Genomic DNA, 18,871 nt, shown 5'->3' with positions numbered 1-18,871 from the left:
GGCGGGAGCTTGTAAGCGGGCAAATGCAGGCCCTATAAAGCCAGCATGAGCCCCGATGACAATTCCCTGTTCGACAAGCTGCCGCCGGACGGCGCGGAATACGATTCCTCGTCCATCGAAGTTCTCGAAGGGCTGGAGCCGGTGCGCCGCCGTCCCGGCATGTACATCGGCGGGACGGATGAGCGCGCGTTCCACCACTTGGCGGCCGAAGTGCTCGACAATGCGATGGACGAAGCCGTCGCCGGCTATGCCAGCCGGATCGAGGTGACGCTGGAGGAAGGCAACCGCCTGACGATCAGCGACAACGGCCGCGGCATCCCGGTTGACGAGCATCCGAAGTTCCCCGGCAAGTCCAGCCTTGAGGTGATCCTCACCACCCTCCATTCGGGCGGCAAGTTCTCGGGCAAGGCCTACGCCACCAGCGGCGGTCTGCACGGCGTTGGCGTCAGCGTCGTCAACGCCTTGTCCGAACACACGCGGGTCGAAGTCGCCCGTAACAAGGAATTGTTCGCGCAGGAATTCGCCCGCGGTCAGCCGCTGGGCCCGTTGCAGAAGCTTGGACCCACGCCCAATCGGCGGGGCACCACCGTCAGCTTCACGCCTGATGCGGAAATCTTCGGCAAGCAGGGTTTCCTGCCGTGGCGGCTGTTCAAGCTCGTCCGGTCCAAGGCCTATCTTTATGCCGGTGTGGAAATCCGCTGGAAGTGCGCGCCTTCGCTGGTGAACGAGAAAGTCCCGGCTGAGGCGGTGTTCCAGTTTCCGGGCGGTCTGGCAGATCACCTGGCGGAACAAGTGGGCGATCGCGAATGCGTGACCAGCCAGTTCTTCAGCGGGCGGCAGGATTTCCCCGAAGACCAGGGACGAGTCGAATGGGCCATTGCCTGGCCGCTGTACTCCGATGGTTCGTTCAGCTGGTACTGCAACACCGTGCCGACGCCAGACGGCGGCACGCATGAGCAGGGCCTGCGCGCGGCGCTGACCAAGGGCATTCGCGCGTTCGGGGAACTCGTCGGGCAGAAGAAAGCCAAGGATATTTCGGCCGACGACATCGTCAGCGGCAGCGAAGTCATGCTCTCGGTGTTTATCCGCGACCCCCAGTTTCAGAGCCAGACCAAGGACCGGCTGACCAGCCCGGAAGCGGCGCGCCTGGTGGAAAGCGCGGTGCGCGATCACTTCGACCACTTCCTGACCGATAACATGGAGCGCGGGCGCGCTTTGCTGGGCGCGGTGATGGAGCGGATGGACGACCGCCTGCGCCGCAAGGCGGAGCGGGAAATCAAGCGCAAGACCGCCACGAGCGCCAAGAAGCTGCGCTTGCCCGGCAAGCTGACCGATTGTTCCGGCGAAGGCCCGGGGGAAACCGAACTGTTCATCGTCGAAGGGGACAGCGCGGGCGGCAGCGCCAAGCAGGCCCGCGACCGCAAGACACAGGCCATCCTGCCCATTCGCGGCAAGATCCTGAACGTCGCGTCCGCCAGCATCGACAAGATCCGCGCGAACAGCGAAATCGCCGATCTGGCGCTCGCGCTTGGCTGCGGCACGCGCAAGGACTGCAACGCGGACAACCTGCGCTACGATCGGATCGTGATCATGACCGACGCGGACGTGGACGGGGCGCACATCGCCACCCTGCTGATGACGTTCTTCTTCCAGGAGATGCCGGACCTTGTCCGCAAGGGGCACTTGTTCCTGGCCCAGCCGCCACTCTACCGCCTGACCGCCGGCAAGGAGAGCCGCTATGCCCGCGACGATGCCCACCGGCAGGAACTGGAACGCACCGTGTTCAAGGGCAAGAAGGTCGAAGTCAGCCGCTTCAAGGGACTGGGGGAGATGAACCCGGGACAGCTGCGCGAAACGACGATGGACCCGAAGACCCGCGGCCTGATCCGGATTACCCTGCCGCCCGAGCATGAGCAGCGCCATGCAGTGAAGGAACTGGTGGACCAGTTGATGGGGCGCAACCCGGAACACCGGTTCAACTTCATCCAGAACCGCGCAGGTGAGCTTGATCGGGACTTGATCGACGCCTGAGGAGGAGACGGATGGCCTATTCGGGAACGTGCAATTGCGGCGCCGTGCAGGCGACCATCACCGGTGAGGCCGCGCAGACGCGGCAATGCTGGTGCCGTCAGTGCCGCAAGCTTGCGTCCGGTGGGGCGGCCCAGAACACGATGTTCCGCACTTCCGAGGTGTCACTGTCCGGGGCGGTCACCAGCTGGTCCTATACGGCAGCGAGCGGTAATACGCTGACGCAGCACTTCTGCGCATCCTGCGGCACGCCGGTCTACGCACAAAGTTCGGCCCGCCCCCAGTTCATGACCTTCCGGCTCGGTTTTCTGGACGAACCGCACGGGCTGGCGCCGGAAATGGCGATCTGGACCAGCGAAAAGCCCGATTGGGCGATCCTCGATCCCGGCATCCCGCACTTCGCGGAACAGCCGCCGGCACCGGCAACGCAATCCTGATCCAGGATCGAAGGCAAGCCATGAGCAGTGCGCCAAGTATCTTTTCGCCGCACGACGAGAGCGCGCTGTCATGAAATGGAAGTTTCTGTTTCCCGGGTTTCTTGTGTCGATGACGCCGCTCGCTGCCGAACCGCGGCCGATATCAGCTGATAGCGAAATCGCGTGGCAGCACGAGTGGACGAGTGCGCGTCTGCTTCCCCGCATCGGTTCATTCAAACGGGTTTCCCTTGAGGATTACGGCACACAGCGCGTCGACGTAGTGGCTGGTTACCGGGACAGAGCGAGCGCGACGGCTGCCAACGTCTACCTGTTCCGTGCTTCGCCGGTGGACGTTTCGATTTGGCAGGACCGGATGTTCACCATGATGGCTTCCGATGAACTGGTCGGTGCCCTCGACAAGACAAGCGTGGTCGCGGCCAGTTTCACACCAGGATCAGGCGCAGGAAAGGACAGCGGGTACATCGTTTACGGTGCGGTGTCCGGCAAGAAGGCGCGTTCGACCGGGTTCGCGCTATTGCCGCACGATGGGTGGCTTATTGCGGTTCGCATGACCTCGCAGGACATGTCAGCCGCCGATTTGGGCGAACAGCTGACGAGCTTCGTTGCCGGGGTCGAGCTGCCGCGTGCCAAGGTTTCCTATCCCGCGGCTTCTGCGATCGCTGAGTGCCCGCGCCCACTCTCCTTTGAAGGAGATGCGCCGCGCGCCACGTTTCAGAGACAGGCCTCGGTTGTGCTGAACGTAATCGCGACCAATCGCGGCAAGAAAACCGACGGCGCGCCGGTGACTTCGGCCAAGGCCGTAAAATGGTGCCGGGATCCCAGTTCAACCACGAGCTACGGCGTGTACCGGCGCAAGGAGCACAAGAACGCTTACCTGATCGCCTTCCGCGATGGCGGGGCCAGCGCCGAGGTCGGGCGGGTTCGCCTTGATCCGTGGCTGGATGCGGGCGGCTCCTTCTGGATCAGGTTTACGGACCCGGATCGAACCCTTAACTATGCTCCGTTCACGAGCCTGCCCTCGCCAGAAGAAGTCGAGGCGGCCATGCAGAAGGAGGAACCGTTCAGCGCAGTGCTGCAGGCGCCTGGCGGCGGTTCCCGCACTTACATGGCTTCGGAATACATACAGGGGTGGGAGAAGGATTAGACGCCCTCCCCCGCCGCCCTTTCAACTTAGCCTTCCTTCTTTTTCGCAGGGGCAAGTTCGTGTGGCACCTGGGCGAACATCTCCCGGCAGGCAGGCCGTTCGTTGATCTGGCGAATCCAGCGCAGCAGGTGCGGCGAATCGGATTCGTTCACCAGATCGGAAAACCCGTTCTCCATCCCGTTGGCGATCGCGAAGTTGCAGATGTCGGCCAGCGAGAACATTCCGCCTGCCAGCCATTCGTGATCCGCCAGATGATCGTCCAGGCGGCGGACCGAGACGGCAATCTTGCGCATTTCCTCATCCAGCAGGTCCTGCGGGAAACCTTCGCGCGCGCGGCGCCACTTCAGCTGCTGCTCGGGGATCGGGATCGCCTTCACCTTCTCCTCGAACTCCGCATCCGACAAGCTCTTGACCATGTTGCCAATGTAGCGGTGCCAGCCGATGGTGGAGACGCACCAGCAGAAGTATTCATCCACCCACTTCGTCCAGACCCGCATCTGCGCGCGATCATGGTGGTCGTCCGGCCGCAGCTTCACTTCGGTCGGGTGCGCGTCCTCAAGATATTCGCAGATCACCGTGCTTTCGGTGACGACCCGGCCATTGTCCGCCAGCGCCGGGACCTGGCCGCGCGGGTTGATCGCCTTGAACCAGTCGGAATGGTGTTCGAACTTGGCCGGGTTCAAGAGGTGCTGTTCGAACGGGATGCCCTTTTCGTACAGGGTCAGCAGGGGCTTCAGAGAATTGGCGCCAGGACCGAAGCTGTAGAGTTTGAGCATGAAACCTCTCCTTTGTTTGCTTCGGAGTAGCGGGCGGGACCAAGCGAAACAAGCGGGCGGCAGGCAGCGTTGGGACTAAGCAGGCGGCGTGGTATGTCTCTTGGGCAAGAGGAGACCGGAGATGCACTTGATCCTTCCGCTGGGGGCCGCACTGGCCGTAACCGCGGTGAGCGGAACCGCCCCGAACGAGTCCCGCCCCTCCGACTCCGTCCCCGCCGTGCGCGAGGCGGTGCGCGACCCAGCCCTGTGTGCCGATCGGATCGAGCAAGTGCGTGCACAGCGCCGTCTGCCCCCGCTGCAGCGGGACACTGCCTCCCCCGATGAAGCGCTGCTGCTGGCGGCGGTGGACAAGCGGATCGACGGCTGGGGCGTTCTGGTGATGCACCGCGATACCAGCGACATCCGACCGGTCCCGCAACTGCCGGAAAACGCCGGCATGATGAAAGCTCAGTAGAGCAGCAGGTCCCGGATTTCCTCACGCCACTGGGTCTCATCCGGCGTGGCTACGGTGTCCAGATCGGCCGGCGTGGCTTGGGGGTCGTCCACCCATTCCCGGAGCGAAGGCCCACCGTTGATCACGTCAATGGCCAGCCGGTCGAATTCGTATTCGTAAGGAAAATCGCGCCAGATCGGGTACTCGGTGTACACTTGGCGGATCGCCTTGAAGGCGAGCGCCTGCAGGCGCCATGGCTGGAACGTCTCGGGATTGTAGAACCCGCCTTCCGCGTGGATCATCAGCCCGTTGCACAATTCGCCCGCGTGCTTGTGAAACGTCGGCGTGAACCAGCAGTCCCGCACCGCGCAGCCGGCCAGCCATTCCGGGGCGATGCGCTCCATTTCAGCAAGCACCCGCTTCGCATCGATGTCCGGCGCGCCGAACAGCACTTCCAGCGGGCGAGTCGTTCCCCGACCCTCGCTAAGCGTCGTGCCTTCCAGCATTACCGTACCGGCGTAGGCGCGCGCCATGTTGAGGCTGGCGGCGTTCGGGCTCGGGTTGATCCAGATGCGGTCTTCCGGCCAGCCGTAGCCGGGCGCGGCGGCGGGAAACCATCCCTCCATCGGGATCACGCGGTAGTCGAGATTGAGCTTGAAATGGCGGCGGAACCAGTGGCCCATTTCCCCCAGCGTCAGTCCGTGGCGCATCGGGATGGGCCCTGCGCCGACAAAGCTTTCCTGTCCCGGCTGCAGCAGGGTCCCCTCAATCGGACGGCCAGCGGGATTGGGGCGATCGAGCACCCAGACGGCCTGTTCCCGCAGAGTGGCTGCCTCCATCAGGTAAAGCAGGGTAGTCAGAAAGGTGTAGATCCGGCAGCCGAGATCCTGCAGGTCGAACAGAAACACGTCGGCGCTGTCCATCATCGCGCTTGTCGGGCGGCGCACCTCACCATAGAGGCTGAAGACGGGAATGCCGTACTGCGGATCGACCTCGTCCGCCGTTTCCACCATGTTGTCCTGCTTGTCGCCCTTGATCCCGTGCTGGGGACCGAACGCAGCGGTCACGTTCACTCCTGCGGCGATCAGCGCATCGAGGCTGTGCGTCAGGTCTTCCGTCACCGACGCGGGGTGGGCCACCAGGGCAACGCGCTTGCCTTCAAGCGCCTGGAGCAGCTGCGGTTCGGCAAGAAGCCGGTCGATCCCGAATTTCATGCCGCCCTTGCTGGATCAAGCTTGCCCGTGAAGCAAGCGGGATCGTGGAAATCGGGTTTGTCATCGGGCTGCGACAAGGCCCAGTAGCTGAGCACGCCGCCTGTCTCCTCGATCACCGCGGAGAGACCCATCGCACATGCGCCATCCGGCAGCGCCCCACGCGGGATCGCGGCGTCGAACACCGCAAGCTGCTGTCCCTTGCGCATCGTGCAACCCGGTTCGCGCGGCATGGCCCGTTCAGCCATTCCGTCGCGGTGGGCGCGAAAGTCGTAAGCGGCCCAGCGTTCCGACGGAGAAAGGTTGAATTCCGCGTAGGCTTGTCCGCCTTCCGGCTGGAGAAACAGCTCAAAGCAGGTCGTGCGCCACAATCCGTCGGCGCGTCCCTTCCCGGCAAAGGCGGGCGTGGCCAGCCTTTCGGCTCCTTCGATCCGCCAGCGCAGCCGGAGCCAGAGCGGATCCAGCCCGATGACTTTCGCGACCACCTGACGGACGCCGAGCGGCGGATGAGCGGGATGAGGGATGAGCGGATGCGTTTGCATGGCGGCGCTCCCGTGCTACCCGCCCGCGCCGAAAGAAGAAAGCACCATGAGCCAGTACCAGTCCGATCTCCTCCGCCTGCTGGAACAGCGGGGCTACATTCACCAGCTGACCGATGCCGAAGGGCTCGATGCACTTGCCCGAAAGCAAGTGGTGCCGGGCTATATCGGGTACGATCCCACCGCGCCTTCTCTGCATGTCGGGCACCTCGTATCCATCATGATGCTGCGTCAGCTCCAGCGCGCCGGACACAAGCCGATCGTGCTGATGGGCGGCGGGACCGGGAAAATCGGCGACCCGAGCTTCAAGGACGAAGCGCGCAAGCTGCTGACCACCGATATGATCGCAGCCAATGTGGCCTCGATCAAACGGGTGTTCGAGCGTTTCCTGACATTTGGCGACGGCCCGACCGACGCGATCATGGTCGACAACGCCGAGTGGCTCGACAAGCTCGAATACATCCCGTTCCTGCGGGACATTGGGCAGCATTTCTCGGTCAACCGGATGCTCAGCTTCGATTCGGTCAAGCTTCGGCTGGATCGGGAGCAATCGCTGTCGTTCCTCGAATTCAACTACATGATCTTGCAGGCATACGACTTCCTGGAGCTCAGCCGCCGTGCCGAATGCCGGTTGCAGATGGGCGGCTCCGACCAGTGGGGCAACATCGTCAACGGGGTCGAACTTGCCCGCCGGGTCGACGGTACGCAGGTATTCGGACTCACCACTCCGCTGCTGACCAATGCCGATGGCACCAAGATGGGCAAGACGGTGGGAGGCGCCGTCTGGCTGAACGAAGACCAACTGTCGGACTATGACTACTGGCAGTTCTGGCGCAACACGGATGACCGTGACGTCGGAGTCCGTCTGCGCTTGTTCACGGACCTTTCCCTCGATGAGATCGAGCGGCTGACGGCACTGGAAGGGAGCGAGATCAACCGCGCGAAGATCGTGCTCGCGAATGAAGCGACGGCGCTGTGCCGCGGGCGTGACGCGGCCATATCGGCGGAGAAGACGGCTGCTGCAACGTTCGCAGCCGGCGGCCTCGGTGAGGACCTTCCGGTGCTGATGGTTCCGTCCGAAGGGATCCGCCTGGGCGCGGCGTGCACCGACATCGGGTTCACCGCTTCGAACGGCGAAGCCAAGCGCAAGATTGCCGAAGGCGCGGTGCGGATCGACGACGAAGCGGTGAGCGATCCCGGCTTCCTGATCGAACTCGCACCGGGGCAGGAGCGAAAGTTGAGCCTGGGCAAGAAGAAACACGGCGTTCTGCGCGGGGCCTGAGGCCCCGCCGCGCTGCCCCCGCTTGGCAAGCGGGGGGCCGCCTGCCATGGGGCGACGGTGACATCCGAACCTAAATCGCCGCTGCAGATCGCCGACTTCCGGTACCTGTTTGCGGCGCGCATGCTCGCGGTCGCATCCACCGTTTCGATGGTCGTGCTGATCGGCTACCAGACGTACGACATCGCGCGCAGCGATTACGGGATGGACCGCCCTGAAGCAGCTTTCATGCTGGGGCTGCTGGGACTGGCGCAGTTCATCCCGCTGATGCTGTTCACCCCCGTTGCCGGTTGGGCCGCCGACCATTTCGACCGGCGCCGAGTGGCCGCCGTGGCGAACGTCGTCGACAGCGTCATCGCCGGCGTGCTGGCTTACATGACCTGGGTCGATGCGCTCAACCTGCCGATACTGTTCGTGCTGGCGGCAGCCCATGGGGCGGCGCGAATCTTTCTGGGCCCGGCACAAGCCGCCCTGGCCCCCAACATCGTCGGCCCCAAGCTGCTGCCGCGTGCGATCGCCCTGAGTTCCATCGCCTGGCAAGTGGGGAGCGTCCTCGGGCCCGCGGCCGGCGGATTTCTCTACGATGTGGAACCTGCGCTTCCTCACGCCATTTCAGCGGTGCTGATTCTTGTTTCGGCGGTTCTGATCTCACAGATTCGCCCAATCCAGCCGAAGCGATCCCCGATGCCGCCGGTCAAGCAGATGGTCGAAGGCGCCCGCTTCGTGTGGCGGGAGCGGTTCCTGCTCGGCTGCGTCTCGCTGGACTTGTTCGCTGTCCTGCTTGGCGGAGCGACCGCCATGCTGCCGGTCTATGCGCGCGACATCCTGGCGGTCGGCACGGAAGGGCTTGGCCTGATGCGCGGCGCCCCTGCGCTTGGCGCAGGGTTGATGGCGCTGATCTTCTCCTTCCGCCCGCTGGAGCGCGGGGTCGGGGTCAAGATGCTCTGGGCAGTCGTGGTTTTCGGTGCCGCGACGATCGGCTTCGGTCTTTCGCGAAACTTCATGCTGTCGCTGCTGCTGCTTTCGGTGCTCGGGGCGGCGGACATGATCTCGGTGTTCATCCGCAACTCGCTCGTCCAGCTGAACACGCCGGATGAAATGCGCGGGCGGGTCTCGTCGATCTCGGGTCTGGCGGTCTCCGCATCGAACGAACTGGGAGAGATGCAGTCCGGGATCGCCGCCGCAGTTCTGGGCGCGACGGGGGCGGTTGTATTCGGCGGCGCCGGTGCGATAGTCGTCACCGCGCTGTGGGCGTGGATTTTCCCGGAACTTCGCCGGGCCAAGACCTTTGCCCCACAGTACCGCCAAACCGGGAAGGAGCCACCGACATGAAGGCAGACAGCGTCCTCGAAACGATCGGCCGATCGCCGCACATCCGCCTTTCGCGGCTGTTCCCGGATCACGAAGTGTGGGTGAAGTCGGAACGCTCCAATCCGGGCGGTTCGATCAAGGACCGGATCGCGCTCGCGATGGTGGAGAACGCCGAGCAATCGGGCGAGCTGAAGCCCGGCGGGACGATCATCGAACCGACCAGCGGCAACACCGGGATCGGGCTTGCGATGGTCGCCGCAGTCAAGGGTTACAAGCTCGTGCTCGTGATGCCTGAGAGCATGAGCCTGGAGCGCCGCCGCCTGATGCTCGCCTACGGCGCAAGCTTCGACCTGACGCCGAAGGAAAAGGGAATGAAGGGCGCACTGGAACGGGCGCGCGAACTGGCGGACCAGACGCCCAACTCATGGACGCCGCAGCAGTTCGAAAATCCGGCCAACGTCGAAGTTCACTCCCGCACCACCGCGCAGGAAGTGCTCGAGGACTTCCGCGACACGCCGATCGACGCGCTGATCACCGGGGTCGGCACCGGCGGGCACCTGACCGGCTGCGCCGAAGTGCTGAAGAAGCACTGGCCAAAAATGAAGGCTTTTGCGGTAGAGCCGGAGCTTTCGCCGGTCATCAGCGGCGGTCAGCCGGGTCCGCACCCGATCCAGGGCATCGGCGCAGGCTTCGTTCCCGCCAACCTGCACACGCAGGCGATCGATGGCGCGATCGAGGTGAACGCAGACGACGCGCGGGAAATGGCGCGCCAGTGTGCACAGAAGGAAGGGCTGCTGGTCGGCATCAGTTCAGGCGCCACCCTCGCGGCGATCAAGAAGAAGCTGCCCGACCTCGGCAGCGGCACCCGCGTGCTCGGGTTCAACTACGACACCGGCGAACGGTATCTCTCGGTTCCGGATTTCCTGCCCAATGAGTGAGCTGGAACAGGTCCGTTACAGCGACGGCGAAACGCAGCTGACTGGCCTTCTCGCCCGGCCTGCAGGACAGCCCCGGGCCGCCGTCGCCGTGTTTCCGACGATCATGAATCCGACAAAATCGGTAACCGACAAGGCGCTGGCTTTGGCGGACGCCGGGTACCTTGCGCTGGTCGCCGACTTCTACGGCAAGACCCCGGAAAGCTTCGACCAGGCGCGCGACTGCGCAATGGAGATTCGGCAAGATCCCGAGGCTTATCGCCGCCGCTTGCGGGCAAGCCTCAAGGCGCTGGCCCTGATGAAGGTGTCGGAGGGCTTGCCGCTGGCCGCAATCGGGTTCTGCATGGGCGGGCAGGCCGCGCTGGAACTCGCCCGGGAAGGCGCGCCGCTGGGCGTGGTGGCCAGCTTCCACGGCTTGCTGACGACCGACCTTCCGGCCGAACCCGGCACAGTGACGGCGCGTGTTCTGGTCTGCCACGGCGATGCGGACCCGATGGTGCCCCGTAGCCAGGTCATCGCCTTCTGGGAGGAAATGGACCGTGCCCATGCGAACTGGCACTTCCATTCCTACAGCGGCGTGAAACATGGGTTCACGAATCCCAGCTCACCAGCGGACAATCCTGCCGTGGGCTATGACGCAAGCGCGGACCGGCAGAGCTGGGCCGCCATGCTCGGGTTGTTCAATGAGGTCTTTCCGTAAGCCTGCGCCTTCCCCGCCCCCTGTTTTAGTCTAGGTTTCCCAGTTTCTCGGACCTCTCCTGCAGTGACGGCATTGGTGATCCGAGAGGAGATTACCAATGTCCGTCAAGCTGAAGCCGGTGAGCGAACAAACCATCGTCCTGACCGGGGCGACGAGCGGTAACGGGCTGGCCACCGTGCGCGAGGCTGCGCGCCGAGGCGCGAAGCTGGTGCTGGCCGCCCGTAACGAGGAAGCCCTGGAAGAGATCGCTGCCGAGCTTCGGGCCGGCGGAGCGCAAGTTGCGATCTGTGTCGCGGACGTGGCCAGCGAAGAGGACGTGGAGCGAATCGCCCAGACGGCGATCGACACGTTCGGCGGGTTCGATACCTGGGTGAACGATGCCGCTGCCGCAGCCTATGGGCAGATGGACGAAACCCCGATGGCGGATCACCGGCGGATCTTCGACGTCAACTATTTCGGGCTGCTCAAAGGCTCGCTGGTGGCGGCGGCCCACTTGCGCACCAAAGGCGGGGCCATCATCAACCTCGGTTCGGTCCTGTCCGACCGGGCGATGATCTTCCAGGGAGCCTACTCTGCGACGAAGCACGCAGTGAAGGCGGCGACGGACGCGCTCCGGATGGAACTGGAGCGGTCCGACGCGCCGATTTCCGTCACGCTGATCAAGCCCGGTGCAATTCACACGCCATACCCGGAGCACGCGCGCAGCTTCATGGAAGAGCCGCCGCGCCTCCCCGCGGTGATGTACGATCCGCGGCTCGTGGCGGATGCGATCCTGTTTGCGGCAGAAAATCCGCGGCGCCATCTCTACATCGGCGGGAACGGGTACATGATCAGCATGCTGGGTTGGTACGCGCCGCGTTTGTCCGACACGCTGATGAAGCTGGTCGGACGAAACGCCCAGACCGATCCGGACCAGCCGACCGATCCGGCCGCCCGTGACAACCTCTACGAACCGCGCAAGGACGGATCGGTGGACGGGCATCAGGATTACTACGTCCGGCAATCGAGCCTTTTACTGGAGGCGCAGAAAAGTCCGCTCAAGGCGGCGGCGGCGCTCGCAGTGGGTCCGCTGGCGGTGCTCGCTTGGGCTGCAAACCGCCGTGGGAGTACCACGAAGCGAAGCTGAACCGGCGCTAAGCCTGAGCGGTTCGCATGACGGCCGCAGGCCGCGGTTCGCAACTGCGAACTGCGGCTTCGTCCGTCACGCGGCTGCGAAAGCTTCCGGAGGGATCGCCATGACGCTTTGCGCGCCCGCCTCGACCTTCCGTCGCAACGCCGCACTGTCCGGCAGCGTCCGGGCGGCGTAGAACCGGGCAGTCGCCAGCTTCGCCTCGTAGAAGGCGGCATTGCCCGCACCTGACGCAAGCTTCGTCTCGGCGGCTCGCGCCATGCGCAGCCACATCCATCCCAGGGTCACGATCCCCACCAGTTCCATGAAGGCGTAGGAGCCGGCACCAACGTTGTCCGGATGGTCCGCCGCGTTGTCCAGCAGCCAGCGTGCTGCCGCCTGCGCATCGGCAAGCGCTTGCATGAGCGGACCGGCCATGAATTGTGGTCCCTCGGCGCAGTCGGATTCCACTTTGGCGAAAAACCGTTCGAACGTCCGGCCCCGGTCGCGAACCAGCTTGCGCGCGGCAAGGTCCATCGCCTGGACTCCGTTCGCGCCTTCATACAGCATCGCCACCCGCGCATCGCGGACGTACTGCTCCATCCCCCATTCCGCGATGTAGCCATGCCCGCCGAACACCTGCTGCATCGCGACGGTGACCCCAAACCCCCTGTCGGTGCCGAACCCCTTGATCACCGGGGTCAGCAAGCCGACCAGCGCATCGGCCTCGGCTCGATCGTCTTCGCTGGCCGCATGATGGGACAAGTCGATCTGCAGCGCGCACCACGCGATCAGCGCGCGAAATCCTTCGGTGAAGGCGCGGGCATCCATCAGCATACGCCGGACATCCGGATGGACGATGATCGGATCGGCCGCAGACTTCGGATCAGGCCGTTCACCGGCGGCTTTGCCCTGCCGCCGGTCGAGCGCGTAGGCGACGGCGTTCTGGTAGGCGCGCTCTGCCTGGCCGAGCCCCTGGTTCCCGCAGGAAAGCCGCGCCGCGTTCATCATGATGAACATCGCAGCCAGTCCTTCGTTCTCCTGCCCGATCAGCCAGCCTTTCGCGCCATCGAACACCATCGCGCAAGTGGCGCTGCCATGAACGCCCATCTTGTGCTCGATTGCCCCGCAGGACAGCGCGTTGCGCGTGCCGTCGGGCAGAATCTTCGGCACCAGAAACAGCGAGATGCCGCGCGATCCCTCGGGTGCGCCGGGCAGCTTTGCCAGCACCAGGTGGACGATGTTGTCCGTCAGGTCCTGCTCTCCGCCCGAACAGAAGATCTTCTCGCCGGAAAGCGAGAAAGCAGTGTCCCCGGCAGGCTCCGCTCGCGTGCGGATCAGGCCGAGATCGGTCCCGCATTGCGGCTCCGTTAGCGCCATGGTGCCGAGCCATTCACCGGACACGAGCCTGGGCAGATAGGCCGCCTTCAGCTCTTCGCCCCCTTTGGCCAGCAGCGCCGCCACGGCTCCATGGGTCAGGCCGGGATACATGTTGAACGCATGGCAAGCGGAGTTGAGGTATTCCTCGACCACGCTCGCCAGTACGTGCGGCATCCCTTGCCCGCCCCACTCTTCCGGCAAGGCGAGCGTGCCCCAACCCGCCTCGACATAGCTTCGATACGCTTCGGGAAAGCCGGCAGGCGTGGTGACGGATCCATTCGGGTGGAGCGTGCAGCCTTCCCGGTCGCTCACCGAATTAAGCGGTGCGATCACCTCGGCCGCAAAACGGGCAGCTTCGGTCAGAACCGCTTCCGTCAGGTCCTCATCCGCTGCGGCAAAGGCCGGAATGTGTGAATACTGCTGCAGGCCGAGCAGGTCACGCAGGACGAACAGACTGTCTGCGACAGGCGGCGTGTAGGTCGGCATTGGAATCCTTTTCAGATGCGCCCGAGGCGCTCCCCGTCCAGCGCGCGGTAGAAACAGCTGTCCGCGCCGGTGTGGCAGGTGGGTCCGTGCGGGAGCGCTTTAAGGACGAGAGCGTCCTGATCGCAATCGACGAGTACCTGCAGAACCTCCAGCACGTGCCCCGAGCTTTCGCCCTTCTTCCATAACCGGCCCCGGCTGCGGGAATGAAAATGGGCAAAGCCGGTCTCCCGCGTCTTGTCCAGCGCCTCGGCATCCATGAACGCGACCATCAGAATTTCGCCCGAACGGGCGTGCTGCACGACCGCGGTGATCAGCCCAGCTGAATCGAATTTTGGCAAGAAGCGGGTTCCCTGCTCCCTGTCTGAAGTTGTTTCGACTGAATCCGGCTTGGCCGGGGCAGTTTCAGGATGTTCCAAGACTGTGCGTTTCCTCATTCCGGAGTGTGCGTGCGGCAGTCCGGCCTTGTTGCACGATAACCACAGATGGGTTCCAAAATCCACTGTTTCGCCCGTACCCTCTTTTGTCGCGGCCCCTTCAATGGGATGACTGCCGTGCGGACCGGAAGACGGTTTGCTAGCCGAACCGGCCAGGCCGGTAGAGCCAAGGTACAGGGGTCTCGTGGCTATCCCGCAAAGGGAAGCCGAACATGAGGTTGGGTCAGGCGCCGACAGGGGCGGCGCCGAAGGTTCGTGAGCCGGCCCTAAAGACGATCGTCACGCTGACGCCCGGGGTATTCCCCGGGCGTTTTGACTCCGGGCGGCCTCATCCACGAGTTCGCGCTCAGAGCGCTTCGTCCAGAACGCGGGCGAAGCAGACGATCCGCACCGCGCTTGCCCCGCCCTGCTTCAGCGCGCGAACGCAGGCATCGCTCGTCGCTCCGCTGGTCACCACGTCATCCACCAACAGGATCTGAGCGCCCTGGATCGTGTCCGATCGCGCGCGGGTGATTGCGATAGCTCCGGAAAGCGCCCGCGCCCGCGCCGTCTTGCCCAGTCCGCCGAGCGGCACGGTCGCCTTGCGCCGGGTTAGCCCATCGACGCACAAGCCGGTTCCGCGAAGGCGCGCCACTTCCCGCGCCAGCAGCGCCGACTGATTGAACCCGCGCTTCCATAACCGCATCCGATGAAGCGGAACCGGAACCGCGATCCAATCCCCCTCGAGTACGGGCAATCGTGCCGCCATGAGGCGCGCCAGCATCGGGGCCAACGCTATCCGGCCGCCGTGCTTGTACGACAGCACGAGCTTGCGCGCGGCATCGTTGTAGAGCGTTCCGGCCGTCACGCCGTCATGACGTGGCGGGTTTGCGAGACACGGCGCGCAGATCGCCCCGTCCAGCACTCCGCTGTCGCCGAACGGGCGCTGGCATGTTGCACAGGCGGGCTCTCCCGGGATCGCGAGTTCTCCCCAACACGTGCCGCAAAGGCCCTGCTGCATCGCAAGCCCTTCGCCGCACAACGGACAGCGCGGCGGATAAACAAGGTCGATCAGGGGGGAGACGGCCTGCAGGAGCTTCACGGAAGCCATGCTGCCGGGCCGTCGTTCGTTCCGCAAGCGGCTTGCGGATAGCAGGCCGGGACGGCAGGAGGTTACGATGGCCTTGCCGATCATCTTCTCGCCCCGACGCCGGGTCGCCAGCCGGCACCGAATGCATGCCCTGCAGCAACGCCCCGGCGCAGCCCGATTCCTTCTGGATGACATGGTGGAGGACGTGCTGGACCGCCTGTCGTTTCTGCGGCACGAGCCGAAGACGGCCTTGGTGGTGGGGGACTGGACTGGCCACCTGTCCCGGCAACTGACGGCGCAGGGCTGCTCGGTCACCCGCGGCGATCCGGTTCCTGGAACAGGAGAGCAGGACTTCGACGAAGAACAGCCGTGGCCGTTTTCCGGCTACAACCTCTCCGTCAGCCTCGGAACGCTCGACCGGGTGAACGACCTCCCCGGCGCGCTGATCCACATGCGCAACACCCTGGCGCCCGGAGGCCTCGCGATGGCAAGCTTCGTCGGGGCGGGAAGCCTGCCGGTGCTGCGCGATGCAATGCTGAGCGCCGATGCGGAGCGGCCCGCCGCCCGGATCCACCCGCAAGTGGACGTGCGCGCCGGGGGGCAACTGCTCCAGCGTGCAGGGTGGGCAAAGCCCGTCTCAGACAGCCGGACGCTGCGGGTGCGCTATGGATCGCTCGACCGGCTGGTCGAGGACTTGCGCGCCCAAGGGCTGGGCAGCGTACTTGCCTCCCCTGCCCCGGCAATCGGCCGTGCCGGCCTTGACCGGGCACGCGCGGCCTTTCTGCAAGTCGCCGACGCGGATGGCCGGGTGACCGAGACGTTCGAGATCCTGACGCTGAGCGGGTGGCGCTAGCGCCACCCGGGCCCCCTACTCCTGCAAGGCCGCCTGCGCTGCCGCCAGCCGCGCGATCGGCACGCGGTAGGGCGAAGCGCTGACGTAATCGAGGCCGACGGTTTCGCAGAAGGCGATGCTCGCCGGATCGCCGCCGTGTTCCCCGCAGATGCCGAGCTTGATGGCGGAGCGGGTTTCCCGTCCCCGGCTTGCGGCGAGCTTGACCAGTTCGCCAACGCCTTCGATGTCCAGGCTGACGAACGGATCGCGCGGGTAGATTCCTTGTTCGACATAGGCGGACAGGAACCGTCCGGCATCGTCCCGGCTGACGCCAAGCGTGGTCTGCGTCAGGTCGTTCGTCCCGAAGGAGAAGAATTCCGCTTCCTCGGCGATCTCGCCTGCCGCCAGCGCAGCCCGCGGTAGCTCGATCATCGTCCCGACAAGATAGCGCAGCGTGGTCCCCTTTTCCTCGAACACTGTCGCCGCCGTCCGGTCGATCAGCGTCTTGAGGATCGCCACTTCCTTCCGGGTCGCGACCAGCGGGATCATCACTTCCGGCACCGGGGCTTCCCCGCTGCTTTGCGCGACATCGCACGCCGCCTCGAAAATCGCGCGGGCCTGCATCTCGTAAATCTCGGGATAGGTGATGCCGAGACGGCAGCCGCGGTGGCCCAGCATCGGGTTGAATTCGTGGAGTTCGGCTGCCCGCCGCTTCAGCTGTTCTGCATCCTGGCCTACAATGGCGGCCAGATCGGCGAATTCCTGATCCTCGTGCGGAAGGAATTCGTGCAGTGGGGGATCGAGCAGGCGGATCGTGCAGGGCAGCCCCGCCATGACTTCAAAGATCTCGGTGAAGTCGGCGCGCTGTTCCGGCAGAAGCTTTTCCAGCGCCTGGCGCCGTCCCGCCTCGTTCTCGCTCAGGATCATTTCGCGCACTGCGCTGATCCGGCTGGCGTCGAAGAACATGTGCTCGGTACGGGCAAGGCCGATGCCCTCCGCGCCGAACTGGCGCGCCACGCGGCAATCCTGCGGCGTTTCCGCATTGGTCCGCACCTTCATCCGGCGATGCTTGTCGGCCCACTCCATCAGCGTGCCGAAATCGCCGACCAGTTCCGGCTCAAGCGTCGGCACTTCCCCTGCCATCACTTCCCCGGTCGATCCGTCGAGCGTGATCACGTCGCCTTCGGCCAGTTCCCGGCTGCCGATGCGCAAGCGGCGCGTCTTGAGATCGATCGAGACCGATGACGCCCCGGAGACGCACGGCCGCCCCATCCCCCGCGCGACCACTGCCGCGTGACTCGTCATTCCGCCGCGCGCGGTCAGGATTCCCTTGGCCGCGTGCATTCCGTGGATGTCTTCCGGGCTTGTCTCGACCCGCACGAGGATCACCGCTTCGCCTTTCGAGGCACGCTGTTCGGCGGTGTCGGCATCGAGCACGATTGCGCCTGAGGCAGCGCCCGGCGAAGCGGGCAGGCCCTTGGCCAGCACGTCACGCTTGGCCTTGGGGTCGAGCGTCGGGTGCAGCAACTGGTCGAGCGCCATCGGATCGACACGCCGGATCGCCGTCTTCTCATCGATTAGGCCTTCACCGACCATGTCCACGGCCAGCTTGAGCGCGGCCTTGGCGGTGCGCTTGCCGCTGCGGGTCTGCAGCATCCACAGCGTGCCGCGTTCCACGGTGAACTCAATATCCTGCATGTCGGTGTAGTGCTGTTCAAGCAGCTCGAAAGTGCGGGCAAGCTCCCCGAACGCGTCCGGCATCGCCTCCTCCATCGAAGGCGCGCTTGCCCCGGCCTTTTCCCGCGCTGCGCGCGTCAGGTACTGCGGCGTGCGGATACCCGCGACCACGTCTTCCCCCTGCGCGTTGACGAGGTATTCGCCGTAATAGGCCTTTTCCCCGGTCGCCGGGTCGCGGGTAAACGCGACGCCGGTGGCACTGGTATCGCCCATGTTGCCGAACACCATTGCCTGCACGTTGACCGCCGTGCCCCAGTCGGCGGGAATGTCGTTGAGCCGGCGATAGACTTTCGCGCGTTCCGAATCCCAGCTGCTGAACACGGCCGCGATCGCGCCCCAGAGCTGGTCCTGCACGTCCTGCGGGAACGGCTTGCCCAGTTCCTTCGCCACGATGTCCTTGTACTGGGATACCAACGCTTGCCAGTCGCTCGCGCTCAGTTCCGTGTCGGCGTAGAAGCCCTGGTCTTCCTTGGCGACTTCCAGCGCTTCCTCGAACTGGCCATGATCGAGCCCGAGTACGACGTCGGAATACATCTGGATGAACCGGCGATAGGAGTCCCATGCAAACCGGTCATCGCCCGAAGTCGCGGCAAGACCCTGCACGGTTTCGTCGTTGAGACCGAGGTTCAGGACGGTATCCATCATCCCGGGCATCGAAACGCGTGCGCCGGAACGCACGGAGACGAGCAGCGGGTCCGCCGGATCGCCGAACTGCTTGCCGACCGCCTGTTCGATGTGGCGCAGGGCTTCGGCAACATCGGCGCGAAGCTGCTGCGAAAAGTCGTGCCCCTGCCGCAGGTAGCGCAGGCATTCCTCGGTCGTGATGGTGAAACCCGGAGGAACCGGCAGGCCGATTGCAGCCATCTCAGCAAGGTTTGCGCCCTTGCCGCCGGTGATGGTCTTGTCCCGAGTGCGCGAATCGTCGTGGCTGACGCCGCCGCCAAAGGTGTAGACCGTCTGCATCAGTTTGCTCCCGAGTTGACACGCATGACACGTCCTACAGGACGCGTCATGCGTGTCATGCCGTTGTTA

Annotated in this window: 17 protein-coding genes; 10 read left to right on the top strand and 7 right to left on the bottom strand. The window is 64.8% G+C overall.

From position 1 onward, the window contains the following. The first annotated feature begins 45 nt into the window (after positions 1 to 45). The 3 genes from parE to ELY13_RS04990 all read left to right on the top strand — a co-directional run bounded on the left by parE (position 46) and on the right by ELY13_RS04990 (position 3,609). Positions 46 to 2,031: a DNA topoisomerase IV subunit B gene (parE, locus tag ELY13_RS05000; protein ID WP_126172791.1), complete on the top strand. Its 1,986-nt coding sequence runs from the start codon at positions 46 to 48 to the stop codon at positions 2,029 to 2,031. A gap of 11 nt (positions 2,032 to 2,042) precedes the next feature. Then, entirely contained in the window at positions 2,043 to 2,465 is a 423-nt protein-coding gene (locus tag ELY13_RS04995; protein WP_126172790.1) for a GFA family protein, read from the top strand. Between the two features lie 70 nt (positions 2,466 to 2,535). Continuing rightward, the gene (locus tag ELY13_RS04990; protein WP_126172789.1) at positions 2,536 to 3,609 is read left to right on the top strand and encodes a hypothetical protein; all 1,074 of its coding nucleotides are present in this window, start codon (positions 2,536 to 2,538) and stop codon (positions 3,607 to 3,609) included. A gap of 26 nt (positions 3,610 to 3,635) precedes the next feature. Here ELY13_RS04990 and ELY13_RS04985 read toward each other — a convergent pair whose 3' ends face one another. After that, on the bottom strand, positions 3,636 to 4,385 hold the full coding sequence (locus ELY13_RS04985; RefSeq protein WP_126172788.1) for a glutathione S-transferase family protein: 750 nt from the start codon (positions 4,383 to 4,385) through the stop codon (positions 3,636 to 3,638). A 121-nt stretch (positions 4,386 to 4,506) separates the two neighbouring features. Between ELY13_RS04985 and ELY13_RS04980 the strand changes: the two genes are divergently transcribed. Next, positions 4,507 to 4,839 carry a hypothetical protein gene (locus ELY13_RS04980; RefSeq protein WP_126172787.1) on the top strand — a complete coding sequence of 111 codons (333 nt, stop codon included), beginning with the start codon at positions 4,507 to 4,509 and terminating at the stop codon, positions 4,837 to 4,839. Here ELY13_RS04980 and ELY13_RS04975 read toward each other — a convergent pair. Next, positions 4,833 to 6,032 carry an exo-beta-N-acetylmuramidase NamZ family protein gene (locus tag ELY13_RS04975; protein WP_126172786.1) on the bottom strand — a complete coding sequence of 400 codons (1,200 nt, stop codon included), beginning with the start codon at positions 6,030 to 6,032 and terminating at the stop codon, positions 4,833 to 4,835. The two genes, ELY13_RS04980 and ELY13_RS04975, sit on opposite strands and share 7 nt — an antisense overlap. After that, positions 6,029 to 6,571, bottom strand: coding sequence for a DOMON-like domain-containing protein (locus tag ELY13_RS04970; RefSeq protein ID WP_126172785.1), 543 nt, complete (start codon positions 6,569 to 6,571; stop codon positions 6,029 to 6,031). The genes ELY13_RS04975 and ELY13_RS04970 overlap by 4 nt, the downstream gene beginning before the upstream one ends. Before the next feature lie 46 nt (positions 6,572 to 6,617). Between ELY13_RS04970 and tyrS the strand changes: the two genes are divergently transcribed. The 5 genes from tyrS (at position 6,618) to ELY13_RS04945 (ending at position 11,919) form a co-directional block, all read left to right on the top strand. Then, positions 6,618 to 7,850: a tyrosine--tRNA ligase gene (gene tyrS, locus ELY13_RS04965; RefSeq protein WP_126172896.1), complete on the top strand. Its 1,233-nt coding sequence runs from the start codon at positions 6,618 to 6,620 to the stop codon at positions 7,848 to 7,850. 57 nt (positions 7,851 to 7,907) lie between these two features. Then, entirely contained in the window at positions 7,908 to 9,179 is a 1,272-nt protein-coding gene (locus ELY13_RS04960) for an MFS transporter (protein ID WP_241233546.1), read from the top strand. Further along, complete coding sequence (gene cysK, locus ELY13_RS04955; protein ID WP_126172784.1) at positions 9,176 to 10,096, top strand: cysteine synthase A; 921 nt, start codon at positions 9,176 to 9,178, stop codon at positions 10,094 to 10,096. Before ELY13_RS04960 ends, cysK begins: the two co-directional genes overlap by 4 nt. Then, the gene (locus ELY13_RS04950) at positions 10,089 to 10,793 is read left to right on the top strand and encodes a dienelactone hydrolase family protein (protein WP_126172783.1); all 705 of its coding nucleotides are present in this window, start codon (positions 10,089 to 10,091) and stop codon (positions 10,791 to 10,793) included. Before cysK ends, ELY13_RS04950 begins: the two co-directional genes overlap by 8 nt. A 97-nt stretch (positions 10,794 to 10,890) precedes the next feature. After that, positions 10,891 to 11,919: an SDR family oxidoreductase gene (locus ELY13_RS04945; protein ID WP_126172782.1), complete on the top strand. Its 1,029-nt coding sequence runs from the start codon at positions 10,891 to 10,893 to the stop codon at positions 11,917 to 11,919. A 75-nt stretch (positions 11,920 to 11,994) separates the two neighbouring features. On the opposite strand, the gene ELY13_RS04940 is transcribed toward ELY13_RS04945, so the two are convergent. From ELY13_RS04940 to ELY13_RS04930, 3 genes are all read right to left on the bottom strand, one after another. Beyond that, positions 11,995 to 13,767 carry an acyl-CoA dehydrogenase C-terminal domain-containing protein gene (locus tag ELY13_RS04940; RefSeq protein WP_126172781.1) on the bottom strand — a complete coding sequence of 591 codons (1,773 nt, stop codon included), beginning with the start codon at positions 13,765 to 13,767 and terminating at the stop codon, positions 11,995 to 11,997. Positions 13,768 to 13,778: 11 nt separating this feature from the next. Continuing rightward, a complete protein-coding gene (hisI, locus tag ELY13_RS04935; RefSeq protein WP_126172780.1) occupies positions 13,779 to 14,201 on the bottom strand; it encodes a phosphoribosyl-AMP cyclohydrolase in 423 nt (140 codons plus the stop codon). A 346-nt stretch (positions 14,202 to 14,547) separates the two neighbouring features. Next, entirely contained in the window at positions 14,548 to 15,291 is a 744-nt protein-coding gene (locus tag ELY13_RS04930; protein WP_338142320.1) for a double zinc ribbon domain-containing protein, read from the bottom strand. A gap of 67 nt (positions 15,292 to 15,358) precedes the next feature. Between ELY13_RS04930 and ELY13_RS04925 the strand changes: the two genes are divergently transcribed. After that, entirely contained in the window at positions 15,359 to 16,123 is a 765-nt protein-coding gene (locus tag ELY13_RS04925) for a methyltransferase domain-containing protein (RefSeq protein WP_241233544.1), read from the top strand. 15 nt (positions 16,124 to 16,138) lie between these two features. On the opposite strand, the gene ppdK is transcribed toward ELY13_RS04925, so the two are convergent. Beyond that, positions 16,139 to 18,805 carry a pyruvate, phosphate dikinase gene (gene ppdK, locus ELY13_RS04920; RefSeq protein WP_126172778.1) on the bottom strand — a complete coding sequence of 889 codons (2,667 nt, stop codon included), beginning with the start codon at positions 18,803 to 18,805 and terminating at the stop codon, positions 16,139 to 16,141. Positions 18,806 to 18,871 lie beyond the last annotated feature (66 nt).

The sequence above is a fragment of the Altericroceibacterium xinjiangense genome, from assembly GCF_003958635.1.
Taxonomy (GTDB): Bacteria; Pseudomonadota; Alphaproteobacteria; order Sphingomonadales; family Sphingomonadaceae; genus Altericroceibacterium_A; species Altericroceibacterium_A xinjiangense.
Note: the sequence above shows the minus strand (reverse complement) of the source record. Positions and strands in the feature narration are given on the sequence as shown.

Bases quoted from the DNA above. Each gene is read 5' to 3' on its own strand.
- parE (WP_126172791.1), top strand. From the start codon at position 46: ATGAGCCCCGATGACAATTCCCTGTTCGACAAGCTGCCGCCGGACGGC.
- ELY13_RS04995 (WP_126172790.1), top strand. From the start codon at position 2,043: ATGGCCTATTCGGGAACGTGCAATTGCGGCGCCGTGCAGGCGACCATC.
- ELY13_RS04990 (WP_126172789.1), top strand. From the start codon at position 2,536: ATGAAATGGAAGTTTCTGTTTCCCGGGTTTCTTGTGTCGATGACGCCG.
- ELY13_RS04985 (WP_126172788.1), bottom strand. From the start codon at position 4,385: ATGCTCAAACTCTACAGCTTCGGTCCTGGCGCCAATTCTCTGAAGCCC.
- ELY13_RS04980 (WP_126172787.1), top strand. From the start codon at position 4,507: ATGCACTTGATCCTTCCGCTGGGGGCCGCACTGGCCGTAACCGCGGTG.
- ELY13_RS04975 (WP_126172786.1), bottom strand. From the start codon at position 6,032: ATGAAATTCGGGATCGACCGGCTTCTTGCCGAACCGCAGCTGCTCCAG.
- ELY13_RS04970 (WP_126172785.1), bottom strand. From the start codon at position 6,571: ATGCAAACGCATCCGCTCATCCCTCATCCCGCTCATCCGCCGCTCGGC.
- tyrS (WP_126172896.1), top strand. From the start codon at position 6,618: ATGAGCCAGTACCAGTCCGATCTCCTCCGCCTGCTGGAACAGCGGGGC.
- cysK (WP_126172784.1), top strand. From the start codon at position 9,176: ATGAAGGCAGACAGCGTCCTCGAAACGATCGGCCGATCGCCGCACATC.
- ELY13_RS04950 (WP_126172783.1), top strand. From the start codon at position 10,089: ATGAGTGAGCTGGAACAGGTCCGTTACAGCGACGGCGAAACGCAGCTG.
- ELY13_RS04945 (WP_126172782.1), top strand. From the start codon at position 10,891: ATGTCCGTCAAGCTGAAGCCGGTGAGCGAACAAACCATCGTCCTGACC.
- ELY13_RS04940 (WP_126172781.1), bottom strand. From the start codon at position 13,767: ATGCCGACCTACACGCCGCCTGTCGCAGACAGTCTGTTCGTCCTGCGT.
- hisI (WP_126172780.1), bottom strand. From the start codon at position 14,201: ATGAGGAAACGCACAGTCTTGGAACATCCTGAAACTGCCCCGGCCAAG.
- ELY13_RS04930 (WP_338142320.1), bottom strand. From the start codon at position 15,291: ATGGCTTCCGTGAAGCTCCTGCAGGCCGTCTCCCCCCTGATCGACCTT.
- ELY13_RS04925 (WP_241233544.1), top strand. From the start codon at position 15,359: ATGGCCTTGCCGATCATCTTCTCGCCCCGACGCCGGGTCGCCAGCCGG.